This window comes from Microbacterium indicum DSM 19969, assembly GCF_000422385.1.
Lineage (GTDB): Bacteria > Actinomycetota > Actinomycetes > Actinomycetales > Microbacteriaceae > Microbacterium > Microbacterium indicum.
The window spans coordinates 106,717-125,640 of record NZ_AULR01000001.1 but is presented as its reverse complement, the minus strand read 5'-3'; the positions used below and the strand labels follow the sequence as shown (position 1 = coordinate 125,640).

The following is an 18,924-nucleotide window of genomic DNA, read 5'->3' as shown; positions in this document are numbered from 1 at the left end:
GCCTCCGCGCGTTCATAGACACGCGCGCATAGGATGGGCGGGTATGCCCTGCGCCCGAACGCGCGGGGCGATCCGATCGAGGAGTCATACGTGGCCAATCCGCTGGAGAAACTGCTTCGCGCCGGTGAGGGGCGACTGCGCCGCAGGCTGCAGCGCGTCGTCAACGCGGTGAACGCGCTCGAGGACGACTTCGCGAAGCTCACCGACGAGGATCTGCGCGGCGAGACGGCCGAGCTGCGCGCGCGCTACGAGGCGGGCACGTCGCTCGACGACCTCATGCCCGAGGCCTTCGCGGCCGTGCGCGAGGCGGCGAGCCGCACGCTCGGCATGCGCCCGTACGACGTCCAGGTCATGGGCGGCGCGGCGCTGCACCTCGGCAACATCGCCGAGATGAAGACCGGTGAGGGCAAGACGCTCGTCGCGACGATGCCGGCGTTCCTCAACGCCGTCGCGGGCAAGGGCGTCCACGTCATCACGGTCAACGACTTCCTCGCCTCGTACCAGGCCGACCTCATGGGGCGCGTGTTCCGCGCGCTCGGCATGACGACGGGCATCATCGTGTCGGGCCAGACCCCCGCGGTGCGCCGCGAGCAGTACGCGGCCGACATCACGTACGGCACGAACAACGAGTTCGGCTTCGACTACCTGCGCGACAACATGGCCGCGAGCCGCGACGACCTCGTGCAGCGCGACCACTTCTACGCGATCGTCGACGAGGTCGACTCGATCCTCATCGACGAGGCCCGCACGCCGCTCATCATCTCGGGCCCCGCCTCGGGCGAGGCGAACCGCTGGTTCACCGAGTTCGCGAAGATCGCCCGCACCCTCGAGGAGGGCGTCGACTACGAGGTCGACATCAAGAAGCGCACGATCGGCGTCCTCGAGCCGGGCATCGAGAAGGTCGAGGACCACCTCGGCGTCGACAACCTCTACGAGTCGGCGAACACCCCGCTCATCTCGTTCCTCAACAACTCGATCAAGGCCGTCGCCCTCTTCCACCGCGACCAGGACTACGTCGTCATGGACGGCGAGGTCATGATCGTCGACGAGCACACGGGCCGCATCCTCGCGGGCCGCCGCTACAACGAGGGCATGCACCAGGCGATCGAGGCGAAGGAGGGCGTGCAGGTCAAGGCCGAGAACCAGACCCTCGCGACCGTCACGCTGCAGAACTACTTCCGCCTGTACGACAAGCTCTCGGGCATGACGGGAACGGCCGAGACCGAGGCCGCCGAGTTCATGTCGACCTACGAGCTCGGCGTGCTCCCGATCCCGACGAACCGGCCCATGATCCGCAAGGACGAGCAGGACGTCATCTACCGCACCGAGAAGGGCAAGTTCGACCGCGTCGTCGAGGACATCGCCGACCGCCACGAGAAGGGCCAGCCCGTCCTCGTCGGAACGGTCAGCGTCGAGAAGAGCGAGCTCCTCTCCTCGCTCCTGCGCCAGAAGGGGATCCGCCACGAGGTCCTCAACGCGAAGAACAACGCGCGCGAGGCCGAGGTCGTCGCCGTCGCCGGCCGCCTGGGCGCCGTGACGGTCGCGACGAACATGGCGGGCCGCGGAACCGACATCATGCTCGGCGGCAACACCGAGTTCCTCGCGGTGCAGAAGATGAAGGAGAAGGGGCTCGACCCCGCCGAGACGGAGCCCGAGGTCTACGAGGCCGAGTGGGACGCCGTCTTCGCCGAGGTCAAGGAGTCGGCCAAGGACGAGGCCGAGAAGGTCCGCGAGGCCGGCGGCCTCTACGTCCTCGGCACCGAGCGCCACGAGTCGCGTCGCATCGACAACCAGCTGCGCGGTCGCGCCGGCCGCCAGGGCGACCCCGGCGAGAGCCGGTTCTACCTGTCGCTCGAGGACGAGCTCATGCGCCGCTTCCGCTCGCCGCTCGCCGACGCGATGCTCGCCCGCACCGACTTCGACGACACGCAGGTCATCACGGGCCGCGCGATCTCGGGCCTCATCAAGAGCGCCCAGGCGTCGATCGAGGGCCGCAACGCCGAGTCGCGCCGCAATGTCCTCAAGTACGACGACGTGCTGAACCGCCAGCGCCTCGCGATCTACAAGGACCGCCGCGTCATGCTCGAGGGCGACGACATCCAGGAGCGCGTCCAGCACTTCCTCGAGGACACCCTGAACCAGGTGATCGACGACCACACCTCGTCGGGTCACAACGAGAACTGGGACTTCGACGCGCTCTGGACCGACCTCAAGCAGATCTACCCGATCGACGTGACGATCGAGGAGGTCGTCGCCGAGGCGGGCGGCCGCCGCGGCGGCATCGACCAGGCGGGCCTCAAGCGCGAGATCCTGAGCGACGCGAAGATCGCATACGAGAAGCGCGAGGAGAAGCTCGGGTCGCCCGCGATGCGCGAGCTCGAGCGCCGCGTCGTGCTGCAGGTGCTCGACCGCCGCTGGCGCGACCACCTCTACGAGATGGACTACCTCAAGGACGGCATCGGCCTGCGCGCGATGGCGCAGCGCGACCCGCTCGTCGAGTACCAGCGCGAGGGCCACTCGATGTACCAGTCGATGATGGGCCAGATCCGCGAGGAGTCGGTCGGCTACCTGTTCAACCTCGAGGTGCAGGTGAACAGCGGCGAGGGCGGCGCCGAGGTCGAGGCGAAGGGCCTCGAGACGCAGCAGCCCGACGCGCGCCAGCTCGCCTACTCGGCCCCGGACGAGGACGGCGACGTCGAGGTGCGCCGCGAGGACGGCCAGGTCAACCGCGCCGCCACGCAGCGCGCGCAGGCGACGGACGACGGCGACGGCCGCAAGCCCATGAACCGCGAGGAGCGCCGCCGCCAGGGGAAGAAGAAGTAGCGAGCGCCACTAGGGTGGGTTCATGAACCTGCGACCCCTCGATCAGTCGGCCAAGCTCCAGAACGTCCTGTACGAGATCCGGGGCGCAGCGCTCGCGAAGGCCGACGAGCTCGAGGCCGCAGGCCACACCGTCCTGAAGCTCAACACGGGCAACCCTGCGATCTTCGGGTTCGAGGCGCCGTTCCAGATCGTGCGCGACATGGTGCGCGCCGTCCCGACGGCCCACGGCTACACCGACGCCCGCGGCATCGTCGAGGCGCGGCGCGCGATCGTCTCCCGCTACGAGAACGTCCCGGGATTCCCACGCTTCGACGTCGACGACGTCTACCTCGGAAACGGCGTGTCCGAGCTCATCACGATGACGACCCAGGCGCTCCTCGACGAGGGCGACGAGGTCCTCATCCCGTCGCCCGACTACCCGCTGTGGACGGCGATGACGAGCCTCTCGGGCGGAACGCCCGTGCACTACGCGTGCGACGAGTCGAACGGGTGGCAGCCCGACCTCGACGACATCCGCGCCAAGGTGACGCCGCGCACGAAGGCGATCGTCGTCATCAACCCGAACAACCCCACGGGCGCCGTGTACTCGCGCGAGATCCTCGAGGGCATCGCGCAGATCGCCCGTGAGAACTCGCTGCTCCTGCTCTCCGACGAGATCTACGATCGGATCCTCTTCGACGGCGCCGAGCACATCCCGATGGCATCGATCGCGCCCGACCTCCTGTGCATCACGTTCAACGGCCTGTCGAAGACCTACCGCGTCGCGGGGTACCGCTCGGGGTGGCTCGTGATCACGGGGCCGCGCGAGCACGCCAAGGGCTTCCTCGAGGGCGTGCAGCTCCTCGCCTCGACGCGGCTGAGCCCCAACGCCCCCGGTCAGCACGCGGTGCTCGCGGCGCTCACGGGGGTCCAGTCGATCGACGCGCTCATCGCGCCGACGGGCCGCCTGCACGAGCAGCGCGACATCGCGTGGCAGGGGCTCAACGCGATCCCCGGCGTCTCGTGCGTCGAGCCGCGCGGCGCGCTCTACGCGTTTCCGCGCCTCGACCCCGAGGTGCACGAGATTCACGACGACAAGAAGCTGATCTACGACCTGCTCCTCTCGGAGCACATCCTCATGGTCGAGGGCACCGGCTTCAACTGGCCGACGCCCGACCACCTGCGCGTCGTGACGCTTCCGGAGCCGCGGGTGATCGGCGAGGCGATCGAGCGCCTCGGAAACTTCCTCGCGTCCTACCGCCAGTAGCGGGCGTCAGAGCACGGCGAGCGACGCGGCGCGCCAGCGGCCGTCCGCGCCCTCGAGCCGCACCGCGATCGCGCGCGTGCGGCGCGGGGTCGCGACGACCGCGACGCCCTCGACGACGCCGTCGGCGGGCGAGGAGTGGTGCGCCGACTGCACCTGGTAGGCGGGATGGTGCGCGCTCTCTCCCCGGGCGCTGCGGGCGCGCGCCGCGAGGTTCGCCCGGACGAGCAGCGCCTGATAGGGCCCCTCGTCGAGCCAGCGCGCGAGCTGATCGACGTCGCGCACGCCGGCGATCACCTCGAGGACGCCTCCCGCGAGCGACGTGATGAGGGGGAGGGGATCCGGCAGGTCGGCCGTGCGGGTGGGCTGGCGCGCGAAGAAGTCGCGCACGTCTTCGGTGCGGCGGTTGGACCGGGCGGCAGTCATGCGGTCCACCGAACCACGCGACTGGGATACCGGGTAGACGTTTATATGCCTGTGGGTGGGCTGATCGTACGTTATGCACGAGCTGTACGCTGTCCCGATGCGCGACGGCAGGTGGGATCACCTCTTCGACGACCTCGAGCACCAGTTCGCGGCCGAGATCGACGCGGCCGAGCACGAGCTCGCCGCCGAGACGGAGCGCGTGCGGGTCGCCATGACCTCGCTCGCCGAGCGCCTCGCGGCGCGCGGCGTGGGCGCGCCCGTCGCGATCGAGATCGCGGGAGGGGAGGCGCTGCGCGGCGCGGTCCTCGCTGTCGGTTCCGACTGGATCGCCCTCGCTCCCGAGGGCGGGTCCGGCCTCGACATCGTCCCGCTGCACGCCGTGCGGGGGATCTCGCTCGCGGGCGCGGCGGCGGGGGCGGATCCGCTCACGGCTCGCATGCGCTTCGGCTTCGTCCTGCGCTCGCTCGCGCGGCGGCGCACGGCCGTGGCGGTCGCGCGGCCGGGCACGGGCGACCTGCAGGGGACTCCGGCGCTCGTCGGATCCGATCACCTCGACATCGCGGTGCACGACGCGGGGTCGGCCCCTCGCGCGAGCGAGGTCGCGCGCGTCGTCACCGTCCCGTTCGCCGCGATCTCGCGGGTGCGCGTCGACAACCGCGCCGACGCTGAGGTCTGACCCGTCAGATCGAGATGTGCGAGCCCCAGACCTCGGGCATGCTCGCGGCGTTCGACTGGCGCCACAGGGCGTGGCGGCGGGTCATCTCGTTCTGGTCGTCGACGTACTCGCGCACGCTGTCGCGCTCGATGCGCCACCGCGGGGGATCGCCCAGGCGCGTGCCGCGGAGGGCGCCGTCGGAGACGAGCCGGATCACCTCGTCGGGCTCGAGGGAGAGGAGCTCGGCGACCTGCGCGGGGGTGAAGAACTGCGCGGTGCGATCCGTCGACATGTCCCCATTATGAAGCGGCGGCCGCCCTCGGGACAGCGCCGGAGAGGCCCTGTGGATAATTTTCGAGGCACGATCGCGATCTCTGCCACGATCGGCTCCATGGCAAGCACCCCGAGAGCGTCCCAGCGCCGGCCGTGGGCCGATCCGCGCCTCCTCCTCGGCCTCGTCCTCATCGGGGCCTCGATCGCCGGAGTGTGGTGGGTCGTGCAGTCCGCCCGCACGACCGAGCCGGCGCTCGCGGCGGCGGGCACGATCGTGCCGGGCCAGACCCTCACGGCGTCCGACGTCGTCGCGGTCGACGTGCAGCTCGGCTCGTCGGCCGACGGCTACCTCAACCCCGCGGCGCTCGAAGACGGCCTCGTCGCGACGCGCGCGCTCGCCGCGGGCGAGCTCATCCCCGTGTCGGCGACGGGCGCGGCGGCCGACCTCGACGTCACGACCCTCGTCGTGCAGAGCGCACTCGAGGTGCCCGTCGGCGTCCAGGCCGGCTCGAGCGTCGAGCTCTGGGCCGCGGCGCCCGTGGGACCGGGGGAGTACGACGAGCCCGCGCTCATCGTCCCCGACGCCGTCGTGGGGCAGGTGATCGAGGACGACGGCGTCGTGAGCCAGGCGGGCGCGAAGCTCGAGCTCGTGGTGCCCCGCGACGCGGTCGCGGTCGTCCTCGCGAACGTCTCCGGCGGATCGGCGCTGTCGGCGGTCCCCGTCGCGGGCGGCGGCCGATGAGCGCGATCGTCGCGGTCGCCGAGCCCCACGGCTCGCGCCTGGCGGCCGAGCTCGCCGACGAGGGCGTCGACGTCGCGGCGCTCGTGCGGCCCGACGACCTCCTCGCCGCGGTCGGCGACGCGTCGGCGCGGGTGTGGGATGCGCTGCGCGAGGCCGACGCGGTCGTCGTCCACGCGACCCGCTCCGTCCTCGTCCCCGACGTCGTCGCGATGTGCGACAGGTCGGGCGCGCGCATCGTCGCCCTCGCCGATCGCGGGGCCGAGCGGCGCGCGGTCGCGTCGTTCGGCCTCCCTCCCGCGCTTCCGCTCTCAGCCGACGCGTCCGAGGTCGCGGCCCGGCTGCGGCAGGCCGACCTCGCGGCGCCCGAGCCCGAGGAGCCGCGCCCCGACGGCGGGGTGACGGTCGTGTGGGGGCCGCACGGGGCGCCGGGCCGCACGACCCTCGCGATCGCGCTCGCCGCGGCGCGGGCGCGCGAGGGATCCCGCGTCGCCCTCGTCGACGCCGACACGCATGCTCCGTCGGTCGCGCAGCGCCTGGGCCTCTCCGACGAGGCGCCGGGCTTCGCCTCGGCGTGCCGACAGACCGACTACGGGGTGCTCGACGGGCCCGAGCTCACCCGCCTAGCGGCGCCGCTCGACGTCGCCCGCCATCCCGTCGAGGTGCTCACGGGGATCAACAGGCCCGCGCGCTGGCCCGAGCTCTCGGCGCGCCGCGTCGGCGCCGCGCTGGGGGTCGCGCGCGGGTGGGTCGACGACGTGATCGTCGACGTCGCGGCGCCGCTCGAGGCCGACGAGGAGATCGTGAGCGACATCGCCGGGCCGCGCCGCAACGCCGCGACCCTCGCGTCGCTCGCGGCGGCCGACCGCGTCGTCGCCGTCGCCTCGGCCGACGCCGTGGGGATCGCGCGGTTCGTGCGCGGCGTCGAGCGGGTGCGCGAGGTCGCGCCGCAGGCGAAGATCGTCACGGTCGTCAACCGCATGCGGGGCGGCGCGCTCGGCGTCGACGGCGCGGCGCAGGTGCGCCGCACGCTCGCGCTCCTCGCCGACGTCGAGGGCCCGCACCTCGTGCCGCAGGACGCGCGCGCGGCGGATCAGGCGCTCCTCGAGTCGCGTCCGATCCTCGCGCGGCGGCGACGCACCGCGATCGGCACGGCGGTGCAGCGACTCGCGGCTACGCTGTGAAGGGTGTCGACCCTCAGCGATCTGCTCACAGCCCAGGGCCGTCTCGGCGAGACGGACATCGAATGGCTCCACCGCGTCAACGGCGACGGGCAGCTGCTCGCCGATCTCGCGTCGGCCGACATCGTGATCTGGGGCGCCGGGTCGGATGACTCGTTCCAGGCCGTCGGCCACGTGCGCCCGAGCGGATCCGCGACGCTCTTCTACCGCGACATCGTCGGCGAGAAGGTGCGCCCGCAGTGGGTGCGCCAGGTGCGCGAGGCGTTCACGACGGGCGAGATCGTCGACTCGTCGAGCCCCGAGTGGTTCGAAGAGACCCCCACGCGCGTCAAGGCCGTGCCGATCGTGCGCCGCGACGGATCCGAGCGCCGGACGATCGCCGTCCTCACGCGCCACACGAACCTCAGCGAGGTGCGAGCGCCCTCGCGCCAGCAGCTGACCTTCGACGAGTGCGCCGAGGCGATCTTCAGCATGATCGCGACGGGCGACTTCCCCGACGCCGAGGCGCCGACGGGCCCCCGACGCGGCGCCCCGCGCGCGGGCGACGGCCTCATCCGCCTCGACGCCGACGGCGTCGTGACCTTTGCGAGCCCCAACGGCCTCTCGGCCTTCAACCGCATCGGCTTCGTCGACGAGCTCGAGGGCGAGACGCTCGCCGACGTCGCTCGCGAGATCATGCCTCCCGAGCGCGACGCGTCGGCCGACGAGGCCTCGCTTCCGCAGCTCCTCACGGGCCGCACCTCGTGGCGCAGCGACATCAAGGCCCGCGGCGTCACGGTCGCGCTGCGCATCATCCCGCTCCGCGACCACGGGGTGCGCATCGGCGCGATCGTCCTCTGCCGCGACGTCAGCGAGCTGCGCAACCAGGAGCAGGAGATCCTCACCAAGGACGCGACGATCCGCGAGATCCACCACCGGGTCAAGAACAACCTGCAGACCGTGGCGTCGCTGCTGCGGATCCAGGCCCGCCGCACCACGAGCGACGAGGCGCGCCAGGCCCTGACAGAGGCGATGCGTCGCGTCGCGTCGATCGCGGTCGTGCACGACACCCTGTCCGAGGGACTCTCGCAGAACGTCGACTTCGACGAGGTCTTCACGCGCGTGCTGAGGCTGGCCGCCGAGGTCGCGACGACGCAGAACACCGTCGCGCACACGCACACGACGGGATCCTTCGGCACGCTCCCGAGCGAGTACGCGACGCCGCTCGCGCTCGCCCTCACCGAGGTCGTGACGAACGCCGTCGAGCACGGCTTCGCGGGGCAGGAGGGCAGCGTCGAGATCGTCGCCGACCGCGGCACCCAGGACCTCACGGTCCGCGTTCGCGACACCGGAACGGGCCTGCCCGAGGGTCAGGTCGGGCGCGGGCTCGGAACCCAGATCGTGCGCACCCTCATCGAGGGAGAGCTGAGCGGGACGATCTCGTGGTCGTCGATCTCCGATCCCGGAACCGACTTCGACGGCGGGACCGAGGTCACGATCCAGTTCCCCCTGCGCAGCAAGAAGGTCTGACGCGAAGAACCCCCGCCGCGGCGGGGGTTCTGTCGTCGGGGGAGTCAGCTGGCGCGGCGGGCGCGCGCGGCCCGGCGCTTGAGGGCGCGGCGCTCGTCCTCGCTGAGGCCTCCCCACACGCCCGAGTCCTGACCGGTCTCGAGGGCGTACTGCAGGCAGACCTCGGTCACCGTGCAGCGGGCGCACACCGACTTGGCCTTCTCGATCTGGTCGACGGCCGGGCCGGTGTTGCCGACCGGGAAGAACAGCTCGGGGTCAACGGTGAGGCAGGCGGCCTTGTCACGCCAATCCATGCGGTGGTGCTCCTTGCGAGGTGGGGTCTTTCAGTGGGGGCTCAGCTGTCGCCGTCGGGCCGACTAAGCTGGTCGATGTGCGGTTCCGGCCGGAGACGGAGCCCCACCGCGCTGTGGGAAACACACCGTTAACAATTTTCGTACAGGTGATGCCGTGTGGCAAGGGTTTTCTTGAACATCCAGGTCGCGCACGGTTTCGAAAGGCCCTCATGACGCACGCAGCACCCGTCCGGCGGCCCGTCGCGCTCGCCGCGGCGGCCCTGCTCGGCCTCGAGGCGGCAGGACTCCTCGTCCTCGCGATCGTGCAGGTCTTCGACCTGTTCGCGGGCGACGCAGCGATGGTCCCGAGCGCCATCGCGCTCATCTTCATGACGCTCGCGGCCGTCGCGGCCGTCGCGGCCTTCGCCGTCGGCGTCCCGCGCGGCCTGACCTGGGCGCGCTCGGGCGGCGTCGTCGCGCAGGTGCTCCTGTTCGCGATCGCGGTCGGATCCGTGACGGGCGGCGCCGGCCACTGGGGCATCGCCGCGGCGCTCGCGATCCCCGCCGTCGCGGGCTTCGCGCTCGTGATCCTCTCGACGCGGCCCGGCTCGTCCGAACAGCGCGGCTGAGCGCGGCCGTCGCGGGGCCCGGAGGGATCCGGGCCTTCTTCGTGCGCCCGGGAATAACCGGCGCCGCCCCGCGTTGAACTTGATACACCGCGACTCAACTTCCCTGGTCGAGTCGCATCGGATCACGTTTCACGAGGAGTCAGACGCACATGGCCGACACGAACTTCCCCCAGGACGCGGACTCGCTCGGCGAGCTCTGGTCGCGCTTCCTGCAGGGCGATCGTGCGCGCTCGGGGCGCTCCATCGACATCGGACGCCACCTCAGCGCGCGCACGCACGCCATCATCCAGAACGCCGGCGCATACGCGATCGGCCGCGGTCAGCACGAGGTCGACGCGCTGCACCTGCTCCGCACGCTCGTCGACGAGCCGCAGATCGCGGCGCTGCTGTCGGCGATCGACGTCGACGGCGGCGAGGTGGCGGAGGCCGCCGAGCAGTCGCTCCCGCAGGAGCGCGAGCCCGCCGACGTCGAGTCGGCGCAGATGACCTCGGCGGTGCAGCGCGTGCTGTTCCAGTCGCTGCAGGTCGCGCGCTCGTCGGGCTCGACCTACGTCGACCCCGAGCACGTCCTCTTCACCTTCGCGCTCGGCCCCGACACTCCGGCCGGCCGCATCCTCGCGGCCCGCGGCGTGACCCCCGAGACGCTCATGCAGGGCGTGCGCGAGCAGGTGCAGACGCCTGAGGGCGCCGCCGCGCAGAAGCAGGACGAGTCGATGCTCGAGAAGTACGGCGTGGACCTCACCGCGCGCGCGACGGCGGGAGAACTCGACCCCGTGATCGGCCGCGCCGACGAGATCGAGCAGACGATCGAGATCCTCTCGCGCCGCACCAAGAACAACCCCGTCCTCGTGGGTGAGGCGGGCGTCGGGAAGACCGCGATCGTCGAGGGGCTCGCGCAGGCGATCGTCGATGGAAGCGTTCCCCAGCAGCTCGCGGGCAAGCGCGTCGTCAGCATCGACATGGCCGGCATGCTCGCCGGCGCGCGCTTCCGGGGCGACTTCGAGGAGCGCCTGACGAAGACGATGGACGAGGTCGCCGCCGAGAAGGGCGGGGTGATCCTCTTCATCGACGAGATCCACACGATCGTCGGCGCCGGGGGCGGCGGCGAGGGCGGCGCGATGGACGCGGGCAACATCCTGAAGCCCCGCCTCGCGCGCGGCGAGCTGCGCCTCGTGGGTGCGACGACGCTCGACGAGTACCGGAAGATCGAGAAGGACGCGGCGCTCGAGCGGCGCTTCCAACCGGTCCGGGTCGGCGAGCCGAGCGTCGACGACGCCGTGCGGATCCTCGAGGGCCTGCGCCCGGCGTACGAGAAGCACCACCAGGTCCGCTACACCGACGCGGCCCTCGCCGCGGCGGTGCACCTGAGCGACCGGTACCTGAACGACCGCGTCCTCCCCGACAAGGCGATCGACCTCGTCGACCAGGCCGGCGCGCGTCTGCGCCTGCGCGTGGGCGTCGCGGTCGACGTGACCGAGCTCATGGAGCGGATCGCGACGCTCGAGGCCGACAAGAACCAGGCCGTCGAGTCCGAGCACTACGAGGAGGCGTCGCGGATCCGCGACGAGATCGGGCGGGTGCAGGAGCGCATCGACGCGGCGACGCGCGGAGGATCGCCGTCGGGCGAGCTCCCCGTCGTGGACGAGGAGCAGATCGCCGCCGTCGTGAGCCGCGCCACCGGGATCCCCGCGAGCCGCCTGACCGAGACCGAGCGGGCGCGCCTCGCCGACCTCGAGGGCGACCTCCACGCCCGCGTGATCGGGCAGGACGACGCCGTGACCGCCGTGGCGAAGGCCGTGCGCCGCAGCCGCACGGGCATGGGCGACCCGCACCGTCCCGTCGGCTCGTTCCTGTTCCTCGGCCCGACGGGCGTGGGCAAGACCGAGCTCGCGAAGTCGCTCGCGCAGAGCCTGTTCGACGACGACGGCGCGGTGATCCGGTTCGACATGTCGGAGTACGGCGAGCGCCACACCGTGAGCCGTCTCGTCGGCGCCCCTCCCGGGTACGTCGGCTACGACGAGGCCGGTCAGCTGACCGAGCGCGTGCGCCGCAACCCGTACTCGATCGTGCTCTTCGACGAGATCGAGAAGGCGCACCCCGACGTCTTCAACATCCTGCTGCAGGTGCTCGACGACGGCCGCCTGACCGACGGCCAGGGGCGCACGGTCGACTTCCGCAACACCGTGATCATCATGACGTCGAACCTCGGCAGCGAGTTCCTCGCGTCGCGTTCGGGCGCCATCGGGTTCACGAACACGGGGCGCGAGTTCGACGAGAAGGACCTGCGCGACCGCGTGATGGGCCGGCTCCGCGAGGCGATGCGGCCCGAGTTCCTCAACCGCATCGACGAGATCGTGCTCTTCCGCAAGCTCGACCGCGCGCAGCTGGGTGAGATCGTCGGCCTGCTCCTCGGGGCGACGCGCACCCGCCTCGCGGGGCGCGACGTGACGCTCGACGTCACGCCGGCCGCCGCCTCGTGGCTCGCCGACAACGGCTACGAGCCCGAGTACGGCGCGCGCCCGCTGCGTCGCGTGATCCAGCGCGAGGTCGACGACCGCATCGCCGACCTGTTCGTCTCGGGGGAGCTGACAGACGGCGGGTCCGTCGTCGTCGACGCGCGGGACGGCGCGCTCGAGGTGTCGGCGCGCGTTCTCGCGGCGGCCTGATCCCGGCCGGGCGTCAGACGAGCTGGTCGAGCGCCTGGCCGAGGTCGGCGAGGATGTCGCCCGCCGCCTCGAGCCCGACCGAGAGCCGGATCGTCGACCACGACATGCCGGCGGCGCGCAGCTGCTCGGGCGTCATGTGGTTGTGCGTCATCGACGCGGGGTGGCACACGAGCGTGCGCGCGTCGCCGATGTTGGCGACGAGCTTCACGATGCGCAGCGCGTCGGTCAGGCGCGCTGCGCGCGCGAACGACTCCTCGTCGCTCGATCCCTCGGGTTCGACGAGCTCGAAGGAGAACACCGAGGGCAGCGTCTTCCCGTAGAGGGTGCGGCCGATCCCGTACCAGGGATTGTCCTTGAGGCCCGGGTGATTGACGACGCGCACGGCGGGGTGCTGCCGCAGGAACTCGGCGACCGCGAGGCCGTTGCGCGAGTGGCGCTCCATGCGCAGGTCGAGCGTCTCGAGGCCCTCGATCAGCTGGAAGGCGTTGAAGGGGCTGAGGGCGGGGCCGAGGTCGGAGACGTACTTGCTCTTGATGAGCGTCGTGAACGCGCCCTCGCGCCCGAACGCGTCCCACAGCGCGACGCCTCCGTAGCGCCAGTGCGCCTCGAAGAGGCCGGGCCACTTCTCGGGCTCGGCCGCGAAGTCGAAGGTCCCGAGGTCGACGACGACGCCGCCGAGCGTCGTGCCGTGGCCCGCGATGAACTTCGTCGCCGAGTGGACGACGATGTCGGCCCCGTGGTCCTTCACGCGGATGAGCGCGGGGGTCGCGACGGTGTTGTCGATGACGAGGGGGACGCCGGCCGCGTGGGCGATCTCGGCGACGGCGTCGACGTCGAGCACCTGTGCGACGGGGTTCGCGACGGTCTCGGCGAAGAACAGTCGCGTCTCGGGGCGCACGGCGTCGCGCCACGCGTCGACGTCGTCCTGGTCGACGAAGGTCACGGTGATGCCGAAGTCGGCGAAGGTGTCGTCGAAGAGGTCGATCGTGCCGCCGTAGAGCGAGCTCGAGGCGACGATGTGCCCGCCGCGGCCGGCGAGCGCGAGCGTCGCGACGGTCGTCGCCGCCTGGCCGGATCCCGTCGCGGCCGCCGCGACGCCGCCCTCGAGAGCGGCGATGCGCTTCTCGAAGACCGACTGCGTCGGCGTCGAGTTGCGGCTGTAGATGCTGCCCTTGCGGCGCAGCGCGAAGAGCTCGCGCGCCTCCTCGAGCGACGTGAACTGGTACGCCGAGGTCTGGTAGATCGGGGGAGCGACGGTGTTGTGCGGTGTCCCCGGCGTGTGCCCCTCGTGCAGCTGGATCGTCGCGGGAGAGAGCTCGTCGGGTGTCGCCATCTCACCATTGTGGGGGGAGAGGGCGGCACCCGACGAATGCTGTTTCCCTGCGTGACGGATCAGACCCGCGCGGTGTACTGCGCGAGGACCTCCGGGCGGGGATCCGCGGGGATCTCGGCGAGGAGATCGAGCGTCCAGTCCGGCCGCTCGCCGGCGAGGGCCCACGCGGCCTGGATGGCGGCTCCGCGGGCGACGTATTCGCCCGGATCCGGGACCGCGACGGGCACGCCGAACAGCTGCCCGGCCACCTGCTGCACGGCCTCGCTGCGCGCGGCGCCGCCCGTGAGCAGCACCCGCTTCGCCTCGACGCCGTGCTCGCGGATCGCGTCGAGCCCGCCCGCGAGCCCCGCGATGACGCCCTCGATCGCGGTGCGCGCGAGGTTCGCCCGCGTCGTCGACGCGAGGGTCATCCCGAAGAGCGTGGCGGTCGCGTCGGGGCGGTTGGGGGTCCGCTCGCCCTCGAACCAGGGCTGCAGCACGAGGCCGCCGGAACCCGGCTCGGTCTCGAGCGCGAGGCGCGACAGCTCGGCGTGGTCGACGCCGAGAAGGGCCGCCGTCGTGTCGAGGACGCGCGCCGCGTTGAGCGTCGTGACGATCGGCAGGAAGCCGCCCGCCGCGTCGGCGAAGCCCGCGACGGTCCCGGATTCGTCCCGCACGGGCGTCGCCGACACCGCGAAGACCGTGCCCGAGGTGCCGATCGACACCCCGATGTCGCCCGTGCGGGCGCCGATCCCGAGGGCGGCCGCCGCGTTGTCTCCCGCGCCGGGGGCGACCCGGAAGCCCGGGCCCGCGACGCTCTCGTGCGGTGCGAGGACGCGCGGCAGCACGATGCCCGAGGCGTCGTCGCGCCGCAGCGCGCGGGCCAGCAGATCGCGGTCGTACGCGTTCCGGTCGGGGTCGAAGTACCCCGTCCCGCTCGCGTCGGACCGGTCGGTCACGAGCTCCTCGAGCACGGGGTTCTCGGGCCCGAAGCCGCGCAGCCGCCACGTCAGCCAGTCGTGCGGGAGCGCGACCGCCGCGACGCGTGCGGCGTTCTCGGGCTCGGCGTCGGCGAGCCAGCGCAGCTTCGTGATCGTGAACGACGCGACGGGGACGAGGCCCGTGCGCCGGGCGAAGTCGCCCGCGCCGATCTCGGAGGTGAGGTCGGCCGCCGCCTGCGCGGAGCGGGTGTCGTTCCACAGCAGGGCCGGGCGGATGACCTCGCCGGCGGCGTCGAGCGCGACGAGGCCGTGCTGCTGGCCGCCGATCGACACGGCGTCGACGTCGCCGAGGCCGCCGGCGGCCGCGAGCGCCTCCTCGAGCGCCCGCAGCCACGCGGCCGGATCGACCTCGGTGCCGTCGGGGTGCGACGCGCGGCCCTCGCGCACGACGGCGCCGGTCGCGGCGTCGACGACGACGACCTTGCAGCTCTGCGTCGACGAGTCGACGCCCGCAACCCGCGTCATCGGATCAGCGGCGCTCGCCGAGCAGGTGCTCGGTCGCGAGCTGCTGCAGGCGGACGAAGCCGAAGCCCTTCCCGCCGAGGTACTGCTGCGCGTCGAAGTCCTCGTAGGAGGCGCGGTCGGCGAGCAGGTCGGCGTAGGTCTCGCCCTCGCCGAGCGTCGGGACGGAGAGCTCCGCGACCTTGGCGGCCTCGAGGGCCTCCTGCACCTCGGGGTCGGCGCGGAACGCGTCGGCGCGTTCCTTGAGCATGAGGTAGTTCGCCATGTTCGCCTTGACCGAGTCCCAGATGCCGTCCTCCGACTCGGTGCGGCTGGGCTTGTAGTCGAAGTGGCGGGGGCCGTCGTACGCGGGGCCGCCCTGCGGGCCGCCGTGCTCGAGGAGGTCGACGAGGGAGAACGCGTTGTGCAGGTCGCCGTGCGCGAACACGAGGTCCTGGTCGTACTTGATGCCGCGCTGGCCGTTGAGGTCGATGTGGAAGAGCTTGCCGTGGTACAGCGCCTGCGCGATGCCCGCCGTGTAGTTGAGGCCCGCCATCTGCTCGTGGCCCGTCTCGGGGTTGATGCCGACCATCTCGGGGTGCTCGAGCGAGTCGATGAACGCGATCGCGTGGCCGAGCGTCGGGAGGAGGATGTCGCCGCGGGGCTCGTTGGGCTTGGGCTCGATCGCGAAGCGCAGGTCGTAGCCCTTGTCGAGCACGTACTGGCTCAGGAGGTCGACAGCCTCCTTGTAGCGCGTGAGCGCGGCCTGGACGTCCTTGGCCGAGTCGTACTCGGCGCCCTCGCGCCCGCCCCACATGACGAAGGTCTTCGCACCGAGCTCGGCGGCGAGGTCGATGTTGCGGAGCACCTTGCGGAGCGCGAAGCGGCGCACGTCGCGGTCGTTCGATGTGAAGCCGCCGTCCTTGAAGACGGGCGCGCTGAAGAGGTTGGTGGTCACCATCGGGACGATGATGCCGGTGTCGGCCATCGCGCCCTTGAGGCGGTCGATCTGCTTCTGGCGCTCGGCGTCGGTCGAGCCGAAGGCGAAGAGGTCGTCGTCGTGGAAGGTCAGGCCGTACGCGCCGAGCTCGGCGAGCTTCTCGACGCCGTGGACGACGTCGAGCGGCGGACGGGTGGGGCCGCCGAACGGGTCGGTGCCGTTGTATCCGATGGTCCAGAGTCCGAACGAGAAGCGATCGGCCTTGGTGGGGGTCACAGACATGGGGTCTCCAGCGTCGTCGATGAATTGTTGCGATTCAGAACATATCACCGGAACCGGGCGTTGACAACGGGCTCGACGTACCCATATGGTCGTCGAAGCGCATCGACGTCGAAGCGCTTCGAGTCCGGGACCGCGAGGAGGCGAGAGTGGCGACGATCAGCGATGTGGCGCGGGCCGCGGGCGTGTCGATCAGCACGGTGTCGTACGCGCTCTCCGGCAAGAGGGCGATCTCGTCCGACACGAAGGCGCGGATCGAGGACGCCATCCGCTCGCTCGGCTACCGGCCCCATGCGGCTGCGCGCATGCTCGCCGGATCGCGCACGAACATCCTCGCTCTCAGCGCGCCGCTGCACGAGGACGGCCACATGCCGACGCACATGCGCTTCGTGCAGGCCGTCGTGCAGGCGGCGCGGGATCACGACTACGACGTCCTGCTGCTCGCGACCGACGACGAGGTGAGCGGCATCCAGCGCGTCGCGTCGACGGCTCTCGTCGACGGCGTCGTCGCGATGGGCATCGCCGAGGTCGACGAGCGCGTCGACCTCGTCCGCGAGATCGGCGTGCCGACCTCGCTCATCGGGTATCCGCAGGGCGCCGACGGCCTTCCGCGGGCCGACCTCGACTTCGAGGCCACGGGGCGCATCGCGCTCGAGCGGCTCGCCGACGCGGGCCACGACACCGTCGGGGTCGTCGGGCACCCGCACGGATACGTCGATCGCCGGCAGGGCTTCATCGCGCGCTTCGAGGCGGGGCTCACGGCCGCGGCCGAGGAGCGCGGCGTGCGGATCGTGCGCCGGTGGGCCGAGCTCGCTCGGGGATCCGGGGCGCGCGCGATCGACGCGCTCCTCGACGATCCCGCCGGCGTCACGGGCGTCATCTTCCACTCGAACGAGCCCGTCGTCGAGGAGGCCGAGCGCCGCCTCGTCGAGCGCGGCGTGTCGATCCCGGGCGACCTCTCGCTCGTCGCCGCGGGCGCGAGCTACGACCCCGGCGCGCTCGAGACGCCGCTGAGCGGGATCGTCCACCCCATCGAGCGCCTGTGCCGCGTCGCCGTCGAATCGGTCGTCGCCGCGATCGAGGGCGCGCCGGCGGGGGACCCGCTGCTCATCGAGCCCGAGTACGTCGATCGCGGGTCGGTGATGCCGAGGGACTGATCCGCAGAGCGGCTATCGCGCCGCACAATCGAAGCGCTTCGACAATGACGACGAATCGACCGGGCGAGGCCCGGCTACAAGGAGGTAGCAGGACATGAGGATGCGACGGATCACGGCTGCGGTGGGCGCGAGTGCGCTCGCGATCGCGGCGCTCGCGGGCTGCGGCTCGCAGGCACAGGAATCGGACGGCGTGCTGACGCTCTGGCACTACGAGGGCGACAACTCAGCGATGGGCATCGCCTGGAACAGGGCGATCGAGATCTTCGAGGAGGAGACGGGCGCGACCGTCGAGTTCGAGGAGCGGAGCTTCGAGCAGATCCGCCAGACGGCGAGCCAGGTGCTCAACTCGGACGAGGCCCCCGACCTGCTCGAGTACAACAAGGGCAACGCGACGGCGGGCCTCCTCGCGAGCCAGGGCCTCCTCGCCCCGCTCGACGACTACGTCGACGAGTACGGGTGGGACGACACCCTCGCGCCGTCGATCCAGACGACGGCGCGCTACGACGAGGACGGGGTCATGGGATCCGGATCCTGGTACGGGGTCCCGACCTACGGCGAGTACGTGCAGGTGTACTACAACACCGACATGTTCGACGAGTACGGGCTCGAGGTCCCGACGACCGTCGACGAGCTCGAGGACGTCATGCAGGCGTTCGCCGACCAGGGCGTCACGCCGCTCGCGGAGGCGGCGTCGGAGTACCCCCTCGGCCAGCTCTGGTACCAGCTCGCGCTGAGCCAGGCCGACCGCCAGTGGGTCGACGACTACCAGCTCTACGAGAACCCCGTCGACTTCCAGGGCCCCGAGATCAGCTACGCGACCGAGACCCTCGCCGACTGGGTCGACGCGGGTTACGTCTCGCCCGACGCGACGGGCCTGCTCGCGGAGGACGCGGGAACCGGCTTCATCAACGGGACGTACCCGATGTTCGTCTCGGGCAGCTGGTGGTACGGCCGCTTCCTCGACGAGACCGACCACGGGTGGGGCACGTTCCTCTTCCCGGGCTCCGACATGGCGCCGGGCTCGTCGGGCAACATCTGGGTCATCCCCGAGCGCTCGGGCGACAAGGACCTCGCCGCCCAGTTCATCGACATCACGCTGCGCCCCGAGATCCAGGCGATCCTCGCGGACAACGGCGGCGTCCCCGTGAACGCCGACGAGGCCGATCTCACGAACGAGGACGTCGCGTCGCTGACCGAGAACTTCAACACGCTGCTCGACCGTGACGGCCTGGGCTTCTACCCCGACTGGCCGACGCCGACGTTCTACGACGAGCTCAACGCGGGGCTCCAGGGGCTGCTCAACGGCACCCTGACGCCCGAGCAGATGCAGGAGCAGGTCGGATCCGACTACGCCGCGGGCATCCCCGCCCAGGGCTGA

15 protein-coding genes and 1 pseudogene are annotated in these 18,924 nt (G+C 71.6%); 10 read left to right on the top strand and 6 right to left on the bottom strand.

The features are described from left to right. Positions 1-90: 90 nt before the first annotated feature. Positions 91-2,739, top strand: a pseudogene (secA, locus tag H576_RS13735) (preprotein translocase subunit SecA); the annotation flags it as partial. Positions 2,740-2,845: 106 nt separating this feature from the next. Next, complete coding sequence (locus H576_RS0100535; RefSeq protein ID WP_029149295.1) at positions 2,846-4,069, top strand: pyridoxal phosphate-dependent aminotransferase; 1,224 nt, start codon at positions 2,846-2,848, stop codon at positions 4,067-4,069. Positions 4,070-4,075: 6 nt separating this feature from the next. Here H576_RS0100535 and H576_RS0100530 read toward each other — a convergent pair whose 3' ends face one another. Further along, a complete protein-coding gene (locus H576_RS0100530) occupies positions 4,076-4,492 on the bottom strand; it encodes an Rv3235 family protein (protein WP_029149294.1) in 417 nt (138 codons plus the stop codon). Positions 4,493-4,589: 97 nt separating this feature from the next. On the opposite strand from H576_RS0100530, the gene H576_RS0100525 reads away from it, so the two are divergent. Beyond that, the gene (locus H576_RS0100525; RefSeq protein WP_036318751.1) at positions 4,590-5,168 is read left to right on the top strand and encodes a hypothetical protein; all 579 of its coding nucleotides are present in this window, start codon (positions 4,590-4,592) and stop codon (positions 5,166-5,168) included. A gap of 4 nt (positions 5,169-5,172) precedes the next feature. On the opposite strand, the gene H576_RS0100520 is transcribed toward H576_RS0100525, so the two are convergent. Next, entirely contained in the window at positions 5,173-5,439 is a 267-nt protein-coding gene (locus tag H576_RS0100520) for a helix-turn-helix domain-containing protein (protein ID WP_029149292.1), read from the bottom strand. Between the two features lie 99 nt (positions 5,440-5,538). Here H576_RS0100520 and H576_RS0100515 point away from each other — a divergent pair, with 99 nt between their 5' ends. Genes H576_RS0100515 through H576_RS0100505 form a run of 3 tightly spaced genes read left to right on the top strand, consistent with a single transcriptional unit; the run spans position 5,539 to position 8,849 of the window. Beyond that, complete coding sequence (locus H576_RS0100515) at positions 5,539-6,162, top strand: SAF domain-containing protein (protein WP_029149291.1); 624 nt, start codon at positions 5,539-5,541, stop codon at positions 6,160-6,162. Next, a complete protein-coding gene (locus H576_RS13730; protein ID WP_051171944.1) occupies positions 6,159-7,343 on the top strand; it encodes a nucleotide-binding protein in 1,185 nt (394 codons plus the stop codon). The genes H576_RS0100515 and H576_RS13730 overlap by 4 nt, the downstream gene beginning before the upstream one ends. Before the next feature lie 3 nt (positions 7,344-7,346). Further along, on the top strand, positions 7,347-8,849 hold the full coding sequence (locus tag H576_RS0100505) for a sensor histidine kinase (protein ID WP_029149290.1): 1,503 nt from the start codon (positions 7,347-7,349) through the stop codon (positions 8,847-8,849). A gap of 44 nt (positions 8,850-8,893) precedes the next feature. Here H576_RS0100505 and H576_RS0100500 read toward each other — a convergent pair whose 3' ends face one another. Then, on the bottom strand, positions 8,894-9,142 hold the full coding sequence (locus tag H576_RS0100500; protein WP_005048317.1) for a WhiB family transcriptional regulator: 249 nt from the start codon (positions 9,140-9,142) through the stop codon (positions 8,894-8,896). Positions 9,143-9,351: 209 nt separating this feature from the next. On the opposite strand from H576_RS0100500, the gene H576_RS0100495 reads away from it, so the two are divergent. Together H576_RS0100495 and H576_RS0100490 are read left to right on the top strand one after the other, a co-directional pair. Continuing rightward, positions 9,352-9,750, top strand: a complete 399-nt coding sequence (locus tag H576_RS0100495) for a hypothetical protein (RefSeq protein WP_029149289.1) — start codon at positions 9,352-9,354, stop codon at positions 9,748-9,750. A 149-nt stretch (positions 9,751-9,899) separates the two neighbouring features. Then, positions 9,900-12,416, top strand: coding sequence for an ATP-dependent Clp protease ATP-binding subunit (locus H576_RS0100490; protein WP_029149288.1), 2,517 nt, complete (start codon positions 9,900-9,902; stop codon positions 12,414-12,416). A 13-nt stretch (positions 12,417-12,429) separates the two neighbouring features. Here H576_RS0100490 and H576_RS0100485 read toward each other — a convergent pair whose 3' ends face one another. From H576_RS0100485 to xylA, 3 genes are read right to left on the bottom strand one after another with little or no spacing between them, the layout of a single operon-like run. Next, positions 12,430-13,749, bottom strand: coding sequence for an O-acetylhomoserine aminocarboxypropyltransferase/cysteine synthase family protein (locus H576_RS0100485; protein WP_029149287.1), 1,320 nt, complete (start codon positions 13,747-13,749; stop codon positions 12,430-12,432). Between the two features lie 59 nt (positions 13,750-13,808). Further along, a complete protein-coding gene (gene xylB / locus H576_RS0100480) occupies positions 13,809-15,194 on the bottom strand; it encodes a xylulokinase (RefSeq protein WP_029149286.1) in 1,386 nt (461 codons plus the stop codon). A gap of 4 nt (positions 15,195-15,198) precedes the next feature. Continuing rightward, positions 15,199-16,392 carry a xylose isomerase gene (gene xylA, locus H576_RS0100475; RefSeq protein ID WP_029149285.1) on the bottom strand — a complete coding sequence of 398 codons (1,194 nt, stop codon included), beginning with the start codon at positions 16,390-16,392 and terminating at the stop codon, positions 15,199-15,201. 146 nt (positions 16,393-16,538) lie between these two features. Here xylA and H576_RS0100470 point away from each other — a divergent pair, with 146 nt between their 5' ends. Further along, positions 16,539-17,546, top strand: coding sequence for a LacI family DNA-binding transcriptional regulator (locus tag H576_RS0100470; protein ID WP_029149284.1), 1,008 nt, complete (start codon positions 16,539-16,541; stop codon positions 17,544-17,546). Between the two features lie 94 nt (positions 17,547-17,640). Then, positions 17,641-18,924, top strand: coding sequence for an ABC transporter substrate-binding protein (locus tag H576_RS0100465; RefSeq protein ID WP_029149283.1), 1,284 nt, complete (start codon positions 17,641-17,643; stop codon positions 18,922-18,924).

Bases quoted from the DNA above. Each gene is read 5' to 3' on its own strand.
- H576_RS0100500 (WP_005048317.1), bottom strand. From the start codon at position 9,142: ATGGATTGGCGTGACAAGGCCGCCTGCCTCACCGTTGACCCCGAGCTG.
- H576_RS0100515 (WP_029149291.1), top strand. From the start codon at position 5,539: ATGGCAAGCACCCCGAGAGCGTCCCAGCGCCGGCCGTGGGCCGATCCG.
- xylA (WP_029149285.1), bottom strand. From the start codon at position 16,392: ATGTCTGTGACCCCCACCAAGGCCGATCGCTTCTCGTTCGGACTCTGG.
- xylB (WP_029149286.1), bottom strand. From the start codon at position 15,194: ATGACGCGGGTTGCGGGCGTCGACTCGTCGACGCAGAGCTGCAAGGTC.
- H576_RS0100490 (WP_029149288.1), top strand. From the start codon at position 9,900: ATGGCCGACACGAACTTCCCCCAGGACGCGGACTCGCTCGGCGAGCTC.
- H576_RS0100485 (WP_029149287.1), bottom strand. From the start codon at position 13,749: ATGGCGACACCCGACGAGCTCTCTCCCGCGACGATCCAGCTGCACGAG.
- H576_RS0100495 (WP_029149289.1), top strand. From the start codon at position 9,352: ATGACGCACGCAGCACCCGTCCGGCGGCCCGTCGCGCTCGCCGCGGCG.
- H576_RS0100520 (WP_029149292.1), bottom strand. From the start codon at position 5,439: ATGTCGACGGATCGCACCGCGCAGTTCTTCACCCCCGCGCAGGTCGCC.
- H576_RS13730 (WP_051171944.1), top strand. From the start codon at position 6,159: ATGAGCGCGATCGTCGCGGTCGCCGAGCCCCACGGCTCGCGCCTGGCG.
- H576_RS0100530 (WP_029149294.1), bottom strand. From the start codon at position 4,492: ATGACTGCCGCCCGGTCCAACCGCCGCACCGAAGACGTGCGCGACTTC.
- H576_RS0100525 (WP_036318751.1), top strand. From the start codon at position 4,590: ATGCGCGACGGCAGGTGGGATCACCTCTTCGACGACCTCGAGCACCAG.
- H576_RS0100535 (WP_029149295.1), top strand. From the start codon at position 2,846: ATGAACCTGCGACCCCTCGATCAGTCGGCCAAGCTCCAGAACGTCCTG.
- H576_RS0100465 (WP_029149283.1), top strand. From the start codon at position 17,641: ATGAGGATGCGACGGATCACGGCTGCGGTGGGCGCGAGTGCGCTCGCG.